This window comes from Pseudomonas sp. I2, from assembly GCF_040984075.1.
Lineage (GTDB): Bacteria > Pseudomonadota > Gammaproteobacteria > Pseudomonadales > Pseudomonadaceae > Aquipseudomonas > Aquipseudomonas guariconensis_B.
In genome coordinates this window covers 169262-183073 of sequence record NZ_JBCGFQ010000002.1, presented here as the reverse complement: position 1 = coordinate 183073, position 13812 = coordinate 169262, and the positions used below count along the sequence as shown (strand labels likewise).

Below are 13812 nucleotides of genomic sequence, written 5' to 3'. Positions count from 1 at the left end.
AAGGAGGTGACCCGTGAAGCATCTGCTCCATCCGGCCATCGCACTGATGAACCGGCTGAGCTTCGGCCTGAAGTTCAGCCTGATCAGCGCCCTGTTCTTCCTGCCCATGCTGGTCACCAGCTTCTACCTGGTCCGCGACGCCTACGACCAGTTCCATGTCACCCGCACAGAACTTCAGGGGCTCGCGCCCCTAGCCAGCGTCCTGACCCTGCGTGGTGACCTGGAGGCCCTGGGCAACCTCTTGCAGATCAATGCGGTGCTCGGCCAGTCGGGCCAGGCCGGCGATGTGGAGAGGCGCATAGCCGCACTCCAGGACAAAGTCGCCGCCGAGCTACAGGACTTGTCGGTGAGCGACCCGCAGCTCGAGGCCAGGCGCGGGGAGCTGGAGGCGCTCTTCGCCCGTGCGCGCAACGAGTCCTCCCTGCAGAACAAGGCGGCCTGGTTCGACAAGCTATTGGTCCAGGCCCTGGTCCTGGCCAAGCAGGTGGCCAGCCAGTCTGGCCTGAGCCAGGACAGCCAGGCCTCGGTGCGCCAGTTGAGCGAGCTGCTCGGTAGCGCCACCGCCCAGGTCACCCAGACCCTGGGCGAGGGCCGGGCGATAGGGGCCATGGCCTTGGGCCGTGGCTTCATCGACTCCTCCGGCAGTGCCCGCTTCGAAGACCTGCTGCAACGCCTGGAGCGCCTTGCGGCCGATTACGCCGTGCGCCTGGAGGATGCCCTGGCCAGCGACGAGCGGGTCAGGGCCGAGCTGGCCGGGCAGGCACAAGCCAGCCAGGCCTCGGTGAAGCAGGCCGCCACGATGTTCGAGGATCAGGTGGTGGTCGCCGAGACCCTGGATGCGCCCTGGCTGGGCTTCTACCAGCAGGCCAGCGAGCTGATGGGCCAGACCTACCGCCTCAATGACGCCATCCTTGCCCACTTGCAGGTGCAACTGCAGGACCGCCTGGGCGAGCATCGCCTGCGCATGGGCGCCCTGGTCGCCGCGTTGGCTACGGTGCTGGCCCTGATCACCTACCTCTATGGCGGCTTCTACGTGTCCATCCGCCAAACCCTCGGCCGCCTGGGCACGGCCATGGACAAGCTCGCCGCCGGCGACATGACCGTGAGCCTCCAGGCCAACAGCCGCGACGAGTTGGGTGAGCTGGGCCAGGGGTTCAACGAGACCGTGCGGCGTATCCGCGAGCTGATCGGCCAGGTCGGTCGGACCGTGTCGCTGGTCGAGGAGCAGGCTGGCCAGGTGCTGGTGGTCTCCGAGCGCAGCAACCAGGCGGTCAGCGGCCAGCGCGAGCAGATCGAACAGGTCGCCACGGCGATGAACCAGATGAGCGCCACGGCCCTGGAAGTCGCCCGCAGCGCGGCACTGGCCGCCGAAGGCGCGCAACAGGTCAATCGCGAGAGCGCCACAGGCCGTGGGCTGGTGGCCAGCCAGCAGGACAGCATCGCCCGCCTGGCCGGGGAGATCGACCAGACGGTGGTCGCGGTCAATCAACTGGCCAGCGACAGCCAGGCCATCGGGCGGGTGCTGGAGGTGATCCGCAGCATCGCCGAGCAGACCAACCTGCTGGCGCTCAACGCTGCCATCGAGGCGGCCCGGGCGGGCGAGCAGGGCAGGGGCTTTGCGGTGGTCGCCGACGAGGTACGCACCCTGGCCCGGCGCACCCAGGACTCCACCGAGGAGATCGCCCAGATGATCCAGCGCCTGCAGGCAGGTGTCGGCGCGGCGGTCGAGGCGATGGGCAGCAGCCACCAGATGGCGGCGGGCACGGTCGATGAAGCGCGTCAGGTGCAGCAGGCGTTGGGCAACATCCTCGGTGCGGTGGGCGGTATCGTCGAGCAGAACCAGCAGATCGCCGCGGCTGTCGAGCAGCAGACCGCGGTGGCCCACGATATCGACCAGAACATCGTGGCGATCAACCGCGCCGCCCAGGACACCACCGCCGGTGCTTGCCAGGCCGAAGAAGCCAGCCGTGCATTGTCGGAGCAGGTGTTGGAGCTCAAGCGCCTGATCGGGGCGTTTCGCGTCTAGTTGTCTTGTCTGTACCGGCCCAATCGCCGGCTTGTCGGCGATTGGGCTGCAAAGCAGCCCAGGATTACAGAGTCCCGCTTAACTGAAAGACCAACCAAACAGCTCACAGGCATTGCGGCTGCTGGCTTCAGCCAGCCGTTCGGCTTCGATGCCGATCACGTCGGCCAGCGCCCCGGCAATCTCCGGCAGGTGCTCCGGGCTGTTGCGCATGCCGGGAAACATCGCCGGCGCCATGTCTGGTGCATCGGTCTCCAGCACGATGCTCTCGAGCGGCAACCGGGGCAGCGTCCTGCGCAGGCGCAGGGCCTGGGGCCAGGTGGCGGCCCCGCCAAGCCCGAGCCTGAAGCCCAGCTTGATGTACTCGCGGGCCTCCTCGTAGCTGCCGGCGAAGGCATGGATGATGCCGGCGCGTGCAGGCTTGTAGCGCTTGAGGGTGGCGATCACCTGGGCGTGGCTGCGGCGTACGTGCAGCAGGGCCGGCAGCTCGAAGTCGCAGGCCAGTTGTAGTTGGGCCTCGAACAGCGCCTGCTGGCGCGCCGTGTCCAGCTCTGGCAGGTAGTAGTCCAGGCCGAACTCGCCCACCGCGCACAGGCGCGGGTCGCCGCGCAGGCGTTCGAGCCAGTCGCGCAACTGCGCCAGGTGTTCGGGGCGATGCTGCTCCAGGTACACCGGGTGCAAGCCGAGTGCCGCATGCAGGTTGCCGTGCGCGCAGGCCAGGTCCCACACCCGCTGCCAGTTGGCCTGGTACACCCCCAGCACCACCAGGCGCTCTACCCCGCGTGCCGCCGCGTTGGCCAGCAGGCGCTCGCGGTCGGCGTCGAAGTCGGGGAAGTCCAGGTGGGTGTGGGTGTCGATCAGGCGCATGCTCAGCCTGCCGTGATGCGTTGCTTGAAGGTGCGGGCCACGGCATGCACGCCCGGCTCGTAGCGTTTGTGCTCGATCGCCGCCAGGGCCAGCTCCAGGGCGGTGGCGGCGATCAGGCCGTGTTGCTGGGCCATGGCGTTGACCGGCAGTGGCAGGAAATCGAGCAACTGGTTGTCGCCGAAGGTACCCAACTGTAATTGGCGCGAATCGACCGGGCGTGTCTGCAGCGTGTCGAACACCCCTTGCAGCAGCACATAGGAGGTGGTCACCAGAGCATCCGGCAGACCGCCCAGCTCTTCGATCAGTTGCTGCATCAGGCGCTGCCCGCACTCACGGCTGAAAGCCTCGCCCTGGTAGCGCCGCACGTCGCCGTCGAACGCCTGCAAGGCCTCGTCGAAGCCGCCGGCACGGGCCTGGCTGACCGACAGTTCCGGGCGCGCGCCGATCAGCGCGATGCTGCGTGGGCGGGTGGCCAGCAGGCTCTGGGCCAACTGACGGCTGGCATCGCGGTCGTCGCTGATCACCGAGCAAAAGTGCGCCGGGTCCAGGCGACGGTCGATGGCGATCACCGGCAGGCCCTTGTCCTGCAGTTCGCGGTAGCTGTCGTCCTCTGGCGGCAAGCAGCTGGCGACGAACAGCGCATCGCAGCGGCGGGCGCGGAACAACTGCTGCAACTGGTGCTCGCTGTCAGGCTGGTCGTCGCTGCTGGCGATCAGCAACTGGTAGCCACGGGCGCGGGCACCCTGTTCCAGTTGCTTGGCGATACGGGCGTAGCTGGGGTTCTCCAGATCCGGGAGAATGAAGCCCAGGGTACGGGTGTGCCGGCTGCGCAGGCCGGCGGCCTGGGGGTTGGGCGTGAAGCCATGGGCCTCGACCACCGCGCGCACGCGCTCGACGGTGCTGTTGCTGATGCGCTGCTGTTCGGCCTTGCCATTGATGACGTAGCTGGCGGTGGTCACGGACACACCGGCCAGACGGGCGATATCGCTGAGTTTCACCGAATTTTCCTTGTTATTACCAGGGCTGGCTGCGAAGCCTGGCTGGGTAGTTTCCCCGAAGGCCAGGCCCGGGCGCAGACGACCATTGTCGCAATTGTCCGACAGAATGGGGCTTTTTCGTCAGGAGATTATCGAGTAACGTGGCCACCTGGTCAGATTAAACGTTTCAGCAGGCGTATTCACTGCCGTCGTCAGCGCCTGCCATCGTGGGGTTGCCCGCGATGATCGTTTGCGTGGATTGCACAACAATACCTCAGTCCCCGAATGGGGCTGCAAAAGGAGAAGGTCATGCTGGAGCTCGCCAAGGAGCAGATAGCCATGGGCCAGGTAGCTGCCGACAAGGCCGAGGCATTGCGCCTGCTGGCCGAGCGGCTGGTTGCCGATGGCCTGGTCGCCGAAGGTTACCTGGAAGGGCTATGCGCCCGCGAGGCCCAAGGCTCCACGTTTCTTGGCCAGGGCATCGCCATCCCCCATGGAACGCCACAGACCCGTGACCAGGTGTTCGCCACCGGCGTGCGCCTGTTGCAGTTTCCCGAGGGGGTCGATTGGGGCGACGGCCAGATCGTCTACCTGGCCATCGGCATCGCTGCCCGCTCCGACGAGCACCTGCGCCTGCTGCAACTGCTGACCCGTGCCCTGGGTGAAACCGACCTGGCCGAGGCCTTGCGCCGGGCGAGCTCCGCCGAGGCGCTACTCAAGCTGTTGCAGGGCGCGCCCCAGGAGCTGGCGTTGGATGCGCAACTGGTGGGCCTGAACCTGCCCGCCGAGGACTTCGACGAGCTGGCCTGGCGCGGCTCGCGCCTGCTGCAACGCGCCGGCTGCGTCGATGCGGGCTTTGCCAGCCAGTTGCAACAGGCCGAACCCTTGCCGCTGGGCGAGGGTTTGTGGTGGTTGCACAGCGAGCGGCAGGTGCGTCGGCCGGGCCTGTCGTTCGTCACCCCGCAGCAACCGTTGCGCTACCGCGACCAGCCGCTCAACGGTCTGTTCTGCCTGGCCAGCCTCGGTGCCGCCCACCAGGCCCTGCTCGAGCGCTTGTGCGAAGTCCTGATCGAAGGCCGTGGGCAGATGCTCTACCAGGCCACCAGCAGCCGTGCCGTGCTCGAAGTGCTGGGGGGCGAGGTGCCGGCCGACTGGCCGAGCGTGCGGATCGTGCTGGCCAACCCCCACGGCCTGCATGCCCGACCGGCCAAGGTGCTGGCGCAGCTGGCCAAGGGCTTCGACGGCGAGATCCGTGTGCGCCTGCTGGATAGTGCGCAGCCGGCGGTGTCGGTCAAGAGCCTGAGCAAGCTGCTTGGCCTCGGCGCTCGGCGTGGCCAGGTGCTGGAGCTGATCGCCGAGCCGAGCGTCGCCGAGGATGCCTTGCCGGTGTTGCAGGCGGCCATCGAAGAGGGGCTGGGCGAGGCGGTGGAACCCCTGCCGGAGGTCGCCCAGCCGGTCGCCGCCCCGGTCGAGGTGTTGCAGGTGCCGCCGGCTGGCAGCCAGGTCCAGGGTGTCGGCGCTGCGCCGGGCATCGCCAGTGGCCCGGCCCATGTACATGTCGAGCGAGAGATCGACTACCCCCTGCGTGGCGAATCCACACCCCAGGAACGCCTGAAGCTGCGTCGTGCCCTGGAGGCGGTGAACGCGCAATTACAGGCCCTGGTGCAACGCAGCGACAAAGCGATCGGCGAAATCTTCGTTACCCACCAGGAAATGCTCGCCGACCCGGCCCTGGGCGACGAGGTCGAGCTGCGCCTGGCCCAGGGCGAGAGCGCCGCGGCGGCCTGGATGGCGGTGATCGAGGCGGCGGCGCGTCAGCAGGAGGCATTGCACGATGCCTTGCTCGCCGAGCGCGCTGCCGACCTGCGCGACATTGGCCGCCGGGTCCTGGCGCAACTGTGTAGTGTGCAGGACGTGCCCGAGCCCGAACAACCCTATGTGCTGGTGATGGCCGAGGTTGGCCCGTCCGATGTGGCCCGCCTCGACCCGGCGCGGGTGGCCGGTATCGTGACCGCCCATGGCGGTGCCACCGCCCACAGCGCCATCGTCGCCCGTGCCCTGGGTATTCCGGCGGTGGTCGGCGCGGGGGAGGCGATCCTGCTGCTCGAGCCTGGCACGCCGTTGCTGCTCGATGGGCAGCGCGGCCGGCTCGTCGTCGCGCCGGCGGCGGATGAGTTGCAACGAGCCCTGGCCGAGCGCGATCTGCGCGAGCAGCGCCTGCAGGCCGCCTGGGCCAATCGCCACGAACCGGCGGTGACCCGCGACGGCCATGCTGTCGAGGTGTTCGCCAACATCGGTGAAAGCCGTGGCATCGACCGGGTGGTGGAGCAGGGCGCCGAAGGCATTGGCCTGCTGCGTACCGAACTGATTTTCATGGCCCATCCCCAGGCGCCGGACGTGGCCACCCAGGAGGCCGAATACCGCCGCGTGCTCGACGGCTTGGACGGGCGCCCGTTGGTGGTGCGCACCCTCGACGTGGGCGGCGACAAGCCCTTGCCCTACTGGCCGATCGCCCCGGAGGAAAACCCCTTCCTCGGCGTGCGTGGTGTGCGCCTGACCTTGCAGCGCCCACAGGTGATGGAGGATCAGTTGCGGGCCTTGCTGCGGGCAGCGGGTGAGCGGCCCTTGCGCATCATGTTCCCGATGGTCGGACAGGTTCACGAATGGCGTGAGGCCAAGGCCATGGTCGAGCGCTTGCGCCAGGAACTGCCGGTCGCCGACCTGCAACTGGGCATCATGGTCGAAGTGCCCTCGGCTGCCTTGCTGGCGCCGCAGTTGGCGCGCGAGGTGGATTTCTTCAGCATCGGCACCAACGACCTGACCCAGTACACCCTGGCCATCGACCGCGGCCATCCGAGCCTTTCGGCCCAGGCCGATGGCTTGCACCCGGCGGTGCTGCGGCTGATCGACATGACCGTGCGCGCCGCCCATGCCGAGGGCAAGTGGGTCGGTGTCTGCGGCGAACTGGCCGCCGACCCGCAGGCGGTCGCCGTGCTGCTCGGGCTGGACGTGGACGAGCTCAGCGTCGCCGCTCGCAGCGTCGCCGAAGTCAAGGCACTGGTGCGCCAGGCCGATCACCAGACGGCCCGCGCCCTGGCGCACGAGGCTTTGCAACAAGACAGCGCCGCGGCGGTCCGGGCGCTGGTGGAGCGTTATTGAAATGGCCAAGATCCTCACCCTGACCCTCAACCCGGCGCTGGACATCACCGTCAGCCTGGATGCCCTGCGCCCAGGGCACGTCAACCGTAGCCAGGCCCAGCACAGCCATGCTGCCGGCAAGGGCCTGAACGTCGCCCAGGTACTGGCCGACCTGGGGCACAGTGTCACCGTCGGCGGCTTCCTCGGGCGTGACAACCTGCAGCCGTTCGATGCACTGATCGCCCGGCGCGGTTTTACCGACTGCTTCGTCCGCGTAGTGGGCGAGACCCGCAGCAACATCAAGCTGGTGGAGGCCGATGGCCGGGTCACCGATATCAATGGCCAGGGGCCGGACGTCGGCGAGGTCGCCCGGACTGCGTTGTTGCGCCGCCTGGAGAAGATCGCGCCGGGGCATGACGCGGTGGTGGTGGCCGGCAGCCTGCCTCGCGGCATCGATCCGCAGTGGTTCGGCCAGTTGCTGCTGCAATTGCAGGCCCAGGGCCTGAAGGTCGCCCTGGACAGCAGCGGCGAGGCCTTGCGTGTTGGCCTGCGGACGGCGCCGTGGCTGGTCAAGCCGAACACCGAGGAGCTGGGCGAGGTGCTTGGCGTTGCCGTGCACAGCCCGGCCGAGCAGCGTGCCGCCGCCGAGCGCCTGCTGGCGACCGGCGTGCAGCATGTGGTGGTGTCCCAGGGCGAGCAGGGCGTGAGCTGGTTCGCCAAGGGCCTGGCCTTGCATGGGCGACCGCCGCAGGTGCAGGTGGCGAGTACCGTGGGTGCCGGTGACTCGCTGGTGGCTGGCATGGTCCATGGCCTGCTGCTGGGCGAGGCGCCTGCGCAGACCCTGCGCCGCGCCACTGCCATCGCTGCCCAGGCGGTGACCCAGGTCGGCTTCGGCCTCTGTGATCGCGAGCAACTGGCCCACCTGGAGGCCGCCGTGCAACTGACAGAACGACAAGAGGGTTGCCGATGAACATCGCCATCGTCACCGCCTGCCCCAACGGCCAGGTGTCCAGCGTGCTGAGCGCACGCCTGCTGGCGGCCGCCGCGCAGCGACGGGGCTGGAGCACCAGCGTCGAGGTGCAGGCCGACGAACAGCCCGAACGCCGCCTGACGAGCGCGCAGATCGCCGAGGCCGACTGGGTGCTGGTGGTCAGCACCGGCCCGGTGGACCTGGCTCGTTTCGTCGGCAAGCGCCTGTACCAGAGCACCCCGGCCCAGGCCCTGGCCGACCGGGAAGGTTTTCTCGACGAGGCCGCCGCCAAGGCCCAGGTGCAGGAAGCCGTGGGCGCCGTCGAAGCGCCGCAGCCCAACGCGCAGCCGAGGATCGTCGCGGTCACCGCCTGCCCGACGGGCGTGGCCCACACTTTCATGGCCGCCGAGGCCCTGCAGCAGGCGGCCCAAGAGCTGGGCTACCTGCTCACCGTGGAAACCCAGGGTTCGGTCGGGGCGCGCAATCCGCTGCCGGCCGAGGCCATCGCGGCCGCCGACGTGGTGCTGCTGGCCGCCGACATCGAGGTGCCCACCGCGCGTTTCGCCGGCAAGCGCATCTACCGCTGCGGCACCGGCGTCGCGCTCAAGCAGGCGCGCGGCATTCTCGACAAGGCGTTGGCCGAAGGCAAGGTGGAGAACGCCGGTGACGCCACCGGCGAGGCGCCCAAGGCGTCTGAAAAGAGCGGTGTCTACAAGCACCTGCTCACCGGCGTGTCGTTCATGTTGCCGATGGTGGTGGCGGGTGGCCTGCTGATCGCCCTGTCGTTCGTCTTCGGCATCGAGGCCTACAAGGAGCCCGGTACCTTGCCAGCGGCGCTGATGCAGATCGGCGGCGAGGCCGCGTTCAAGCTGATGGTGCCGTTGCTGGCCGGCTATATCGCCTGGTCCATCGCCGACAGGCCGGGGCTGGCGCCTGGCATGATCGGTGGCCTGTTGGCCAGCACCCTGGGCGCAGGGTTCATAGGTGGCATCATCGCCGGCTTTCTCGCCGGCTACAGCGCCAAGGCCATCAGCCGCTGGGCGCGCCTGCCGAGCAGCCTCGATGCGCTCAAGCCGATCCTGATCATTCCGCTGCTGGCCAGCCTGTTCACCGGCCTGGTGATGATCTATGTGGTCGGCCAGCCGGTGGCGGCGATGCTCGAGGGGTTGACGCAGTTTCTCGACAGCATGGGCACCACCAACGCCATTCTCCTGGGGTTGCTGCTCGGTGGGATGATGTGCGTCGACCTGGGCGGGCCGATCAACAAGGCGGCCTATGCCTTCTCGGTGGGGCTGCTGGCTTCGTCCAGCTATGCGCCGATGGCGGCCACCATGGCCGCTGGCATGGTGCCGCCGATCGGCCTGGGCATCGCCAGCTTCCTGGCCCGGCGCAAGTTCGCCCAGGGTGAGCGCGAGGCGGGCAAGGCGGCGTTGGTGCTGGGCTTGTGCTTCATTTCCGAAGGGGCGATCCCCTTCGCCGCCAAGGACCCGTTGCGGGTGATCCCGGCGAGCATCGCCGGTGGCGCGCTGACCGGGGCGCTGTCGATGTACTTCGGCTGCAAGCTGATGGCGCCCCATGGCGGGCTGTTCGTGCTGCTGATCCCCAATGCGATCAACCATGCGCTGCTGTACCTGCTGGCGATCCTGGCGGGCAGCTTGTTGACGGCGGTGGTGTATGCGCTGATCAAGAAGGGCGAGCGGGTGGAGTTGGCGGTGGCGTCCTAGCGGGGGGATGAGCCGCAAGCTGCAAGTTGCAAGAGGCGCTGGGGCTGGCTTCTTATGGTTTGCGGCTTGTGGCTTGCAACTGGGATCGCAATGGCGCCAGCAACTCGCCCAATCCGTTGTGATCGATTTCGTACATCAAGGCCAGCAAGCTGCCCAACTCACCGGATGGGAAGCCCTTGCGGGCGAACCAGGCCAGGTAGTCGCCTGGCAGGTCGGCGATCAGGCGGCCCTGGTACTTGCCGAAGGGCATGGTGCGGGTGAGCAGTCGTTGCAGGGATTCGGGCTTCATGGGCGGGCCTGGCGGGTGAAAGGCTCCGACCATACTGCAATCTGCACGAAGCCCCAAGCGGCGATCATGCAGAACGCCTCGTTCGGTCTTTCCTTGCCTTTGGCTATCTGATTGATTTTGGATGGTTTTTTCATGGGGTTTGGCTTGGCACGAAGGCTGCTCCAACCTTGGTGACTATCACCTGCCAAGGAGTTTGTGCCATGAGCAATCCGAACAAAGACGTGATCGACGTGCTCAACGACCTGATCGAATACAGCAAGGACGGCGAGAAGGGGTTCAAGGAGTCGGCCGATGATGTCAAGAATGCCGAGCTGAAGGCCTTTTTCGTCCAGCGGGCCGGGGAGTGCGCCAATGCCGCCGCCGAGCTGCAGGGCGAGGTGCGTCGCCTGGGTGGCGATCCGGAAACCTCCACCAGCCTCAGCGGCGACCTGCACCGGGGTTGGGTCAACTTCAAGTCGATGCTGACCGGCAAGAGCGAGGAGGCGGTGCTCAACGAGGTCGAGCGTGGCGAGGACTTCGCCCTGAAGGCCTACAAGGACGCCCGTGAGAAGCTGGTCAAGCTCGGCCGTACCGCCAGCGACGAGACCTATGCCCTGGTGGAGAGGCAGTTGCAGGGCGTGCAACGCAACCATGACCAGGTCAAGGCTCTGCGTGATGCTGCGCGTGCACGCTCCTAAGGCCAGTCCAGCGGTGAATCGATGGGGCTGCTACGCAGCCTTTGCCAGGCCCAACGGTGTACGAAAGGCCTAGGTCTACTCCAGTGGGCCCTCCACCCGGTTGCGGCCATTGGCCTTGGCCCGGTAGAGGGCTTCGTCCGCCGTGCCCAGCAGGCCTGCCAGGTCTTGCTGGGTACCGGGGGTATAGAGGCCGATGCCGATGCTGACGGTCACTGGCCGGGCATCACTGTCGAAGGACGGCATTTGCTGGACGCTGGCGCGGATGCGTTCGGCCAGCAGGCGGGCGCCGGACAGTTCGGTTTCCGGTAGCACCACTTGGAATTCCTCGCCGCCGTAGCGTGCCGCCAGGTCCGCGGGACGGCGGATGCAGCGCTCTATGGTTCGGGCCACCTCGCGCAAGGCATGGTCGCCGCCGGCGTGGCCATGGCGCTGGTTGTACGCCTTGAAATGATCCACATCCACCATGAGGATCGCCAGCGGCTGGCGATTGCGCTGGGCGCGTGCCCATTCCTGGCGCAGCACCTGGTCCAGTTGCCGGCGGTTGGCCAGGCCCGTGAGGCTGTCGGTGGCGGCCAGGGCCGCGAGGCCTTGCTCGGCGTCGTGGCGGCGGCGCAATTCGCGGGCCAGCAGCAGGGTCAGCCAGAGGATGCCGATGCACAGGATGCCGGTCGCCACGCTGACCAGGGCTGCCGTGCGCCGCCACGACTGGAAGACCTCGTCGGTGGAATGCGCCACCAGGACGATGAGCGGCAGGTCGCCCACCCGGGCGAAGGTGTACATGCGCTGGGCGCCGGAAGCCCCGGAAGGGGCCGTGAAGCTGCCGCTGTGTTCGCTGAGGATGCGCTGGAAGTTCGCACGTGCGCTGAAATCGCTGCCGATCAGCGGGGCCTGCGGGCGGCTGGGTTGGCGCGCCAATAGCTGGCCATCGGTATTGAGCAGGTTGATGCTGCTGTCGGTGCCGATGTCCAGGCGCTCGAACAACTGGCTGAAATAGGACAACCGCAGCACCCCCATGGCCAACCCGGCGAATTCGCCATCGGTCCTGGAGATACGCCGGCTGAAGCTGATGCACCAGTCGAGGTTGCCCCAGCGGGCCTGGAAGGGCGGGCTGATGAACAGGCCCAGGCCTGGGTTGTCGCGATGGGCCTGGAAGGCTACGGAGTCGGCGAGGCTGGCCTGGCGTGGCACCACGTTGAGCGAATCACCGCGCACCTCGCCCTTGGCGTCGAGCCAGAGGATGTTCCCGCGCACCGGCGCGGCGAAGGTCTGGTTGAACAGGATCTGTTGGCGTAGCTGCGAGCGTACCTGCAGCAGGTCGGGGTGCTGTACCGCCCAGATCAGCCTGCGCAGGGACTGGTCGTAGAGTTCGACGTTGCGCAGGATATCGCTCTCGATGAGTTGGACGATGTTGCTCGAGGAGCGCTTGGCCGATTGCTCGACGCTGTCCCGCTCGCGGGCCAGCAGATAGCTGACGATGGCGACGATGGCGAGCACGGCCAGGCAGCTGCCCAGGTTGAGGATCAGCTCGGGCTGCGATCTGGACAGGGAGGAACGCGGTGATCGAGTAGGCAACGTCATGCTCGCTACTGCATAAGCCCCTCTGTCCGTGAGGGTAGGGCTATTACGCGGCGGCCTCATTCTAGGCAAGCGGCAATGGCCGGACAAGAGCTAGCGCGGCTGTCCGACGGAATGAGCGGGTTGACGTGGTGTGGGGCTGCGAAACAGCCCCAAAAGCCGCTGAGCGTCAGCCGGTCAGAACACGTTCAGTGGGTAGTCGACGATCACCCGGTACTCGTCCATGTCACGGTCCACCGAGGAATAGCCCTGGCTGCCACGGTGGCTGGCATAGCGCAGCAGCACCGAAAGGTCCTTGAGGCTGCCTTCCTGGAACACGTACTGCACGTCCAGGTCACGTTCCCAATGCATGGCGTTCTTGCCGTCGGGATTGTAGTAGTCGTAATGGCGGTTGCCCGGGGCGGGCTTGGTCAGGTCCAACTCACCGCGCGAATACGACAGCGACGAACTCAGGCCCGGGATACCCAGGCCGGCGAAGTCATAGTCGTACTGCAGCTTCCACGAACGCTCGTTGGGGCCGTTGAAGTCCGAGTACATGCGCGAGTTGTCCAGGTACACGCTATCGCCCAGGTTGATGTAGTCGAACGGCGTGTCGCCATTGACCCGCTGGTAGGCGGCGGTGACGCTGTGGTACCCGGCATTGACGGTGAAGTGCACGCTGTAGGTGTTGTTGTCGATGTCGCCGAGCAGCGCCTGGCCGGTGTCCTGGGTGTGGTAGAAGTGCAGGCCCGGATTGAAGCTGACCAGGTCGTTGACCACGTAGGTGTAGTCGAAGTCGAAGTAGTACTGGTTCCAGATGTCCTTCAGCTCGGCGGCATACAGGTTGCTGGTGATGCTCTCGCTGCCGCTCCAGGACGCACCGGCCCAGGTCAGGTGCTGGCTCTTGGTGCCATCGTCGAGCGTGCCGTAGTAGGTGTCGATACGGCGGTGGCCGCTCTGGTTGTACGGCTTGGTGAAGCTGACCTGGCCACCTTCGAGCAGCAGGCCGTCGATGCTGGTGTTGGTCAGGCTCACGCCACGGAAGGTCTGCGGCAGCATGCGCGTCTCGCCACCGGCGATCACCGGGTTGGTGAGGAACAGGTCACCGGCCTTGAGTTCGGTGTCGAAGGCCTTGAACTTGACGGCGGCGCCGGCGGTGGAGAGCGAGTGCGGCGCGGCGCCCAGCTCACCGTCGTCCTCGATGTGCTCCGGCAGGAGGCTGGTGCCGGCATGCCCGCCGCCACCATCGAGCTTCAGGCCGAGCATGGCGTGGGCATCGAGGCCAAAGCCGATCACGCCCGGGGTATAGCCGGACTCGAAGCGGGCGACGAAGCCCTGCCCCCATTCACGGTTGTCGTTGTGGCCGCGGTCCAGCTGGTTGCGGTGGAAGTAGGCGTTGCGAAAATGCAGGTTCAGGGACGCGCCTTCGATGAAGCCCTCAGCCTTGTCTTCATCGGCCTGTGCGGCAAACGGCATCGTTGCGGCCAATGCAACGAACAACGGGGTGAAACGAAACGCGGAAGACACCGGTACAAGCTCCTTTGGTCTGGCGGTGGGGCAGTTTTTATTGTCGGGTTTACAACTTTCTTATGA

The 13812-nt window shown here is 67.1% G+C and carries 11 protein-coding genes; 5 read left to right on the top strand and 6 right to left on the bottom strand.

Translation table 11 applies throughout. The features are described 5' to 3' along the window. Nucleotides 1-13: 13 nt before the first annotated feature. Nucleotides 14-2026, top strand: a complete 2013-nt coding sequence (locus tag WCE05_RS01930) for a methyl-accepting chemotaxis protein (protein ID WP_368815362.1) — start codon at nucleotides 14-16, stop codon at nucleotides 2024-2026. 78 nt (nucleotides 2027-2104) lie between these two features. On the opposite strand, the gene WCE05_RS01925 is transcribed toward WCE05_RS01930, so the two are convergent. Beyond that, entirely contained in the window at nucleotides 2105-2890 is a 786-nt protein-coding gene (locus tag WCE05_RS01925; protein ID WP_225788559.1) for a TatD family hydrolase, read from the bottom strand. A 2-nt stretch (nucleotides 2891-2892) separates the two neighbouring features. Beyond that, nucleotides 2893-3888: a catabolite repressor/activator gene (cra, locus tag WCE05_RS01920; protein WP_225788560.1), complete on the bottom strand. Its 996-nt coding sequence runs from the start codon at nucleotides 3886-3888 to the stop codon at nucleotides 2893-2895. Between the two features lie 288 nt (nucleotides 3889-4176). Here cra and ptsP point away from each other — a divergent pair, with 288 nt between their 5' ends. The 3 genes from ptsP to WCE05_RS01905 are packed head-to-tail and all read left to right on the top strand — an operon-like array spanning nucleotide 4177 to nucleotide 9699. After that, nucleotides 4177-7026: a phosphoenolpyruvate--protein phosphotransferase gene (gene ptsP, locus WCE05_RS01915; RefSeq protein WP_368815361.1), complete on the top strand. Its 2850-nt coding sequence runs from the start codon at nucleotides 4177-4179 to the stop codon at nucleotides 7024-7026. Between the two features lies 1 nt (nucleotide 7027). Then, nucleotides 7028-7975 (top strand): 1-phosphofructokinase, encoded by a 948-nt coding sequence (gene pfkB / locus WCE05_RS01910; RefSeq protein WP_253081397.1) that lies wholly within the window; start codon nucleotides 7028-7030, stop codon nucleotides 7973-7975. Further along, nucleotides 7972-9699, top strand: a complete 1728-nt coding sequence (locus tag WCE05_RS01905; RefSeq protein ID WP_253081396.1) for a PTS fructose-like transporter subunit IIB — start codon at nucleotides 7972-7974, stop codon at nucleotides 9697-9699. The genes pfkB and WCE05_RS01905 overlap by 4 nt, the downstream gene beginning before the upstream one ends. 52 nt (nucleotides 9700-9751) lie before the next feature. On the opposite strand, the gene WCE05_RS01900 is transcribed toward WCE05_RS01905, so the two are convergent. Continuing rightward, the gene (locus tag WCE05_RS01900) at nucleotides 9752-9988 is read right to left on the bottom strand and encodes a DUF3820 family protein (protein WP_253101337.1); all 237 of its coding nucleotides are present in this window, start codon (nucleotides 9986-9988) and stop codon (nucleotides 9752-9754) included. Beyond that, nucleotides 9985-10122: a hypothetical protein gene (locus WCE05_RS01895; RefSeq protein ID WP_225788565.1), complete on the bottom strand. Its 138-nt coding sequence runs from the start codon at nucleotides 10120-10122 to the stop codon at nucleotides 9985-9987. Before WCE05_RS01895 ends, WCE05_RS01900 begins: the two co-directional genes overlap by 4 nt. 66 nt (nucleotides 10123-10188) lie before the next feature. Here WCE05_RS01895 and WCE05_RS01890 point away from each other — a divergent pair, with 66 nt between their 5' ends. Next, a complete protein-coding gene (locus tag WCE05_RS01890) occupies nucleotides 10189-10665 on the top strand; it encodes a PA2169 family four-helix-bundle protein (protein ID WP_225788566.1) in 477 nt (158 codons plus the stop codon). Between the two features lie 75 nt (nucleotides 10666-10740). Here the strand turns inward: WCE05_RS01890 and WCE05_RS01885 are convergent, their stop codons facing one another. Continuing rightward, on the bottom strand, nucleotides 10741-12237 hold the full coding sequence (locus WCE05_RS01885; RefSeq protein ID WP_253090646.1) for a diguanylate cyclase: 1497 nt from the start codon (nucleotides 12235-12237) through the stop codon (nucleotides 10741-10743). Between the two features lie 180 nt (nucleotides 12238-12417). Further along, entirely contained in the window at nucleotides 12418-13746 is a 1329-nt protein-coding gene (locus WCE05_RS01880; RefSeq protein ID WP_368815360.1) for an OprD family porin, read from the bottom strand. Nucleotides 13747-13812: the final 66 nt, after the last annotated feature.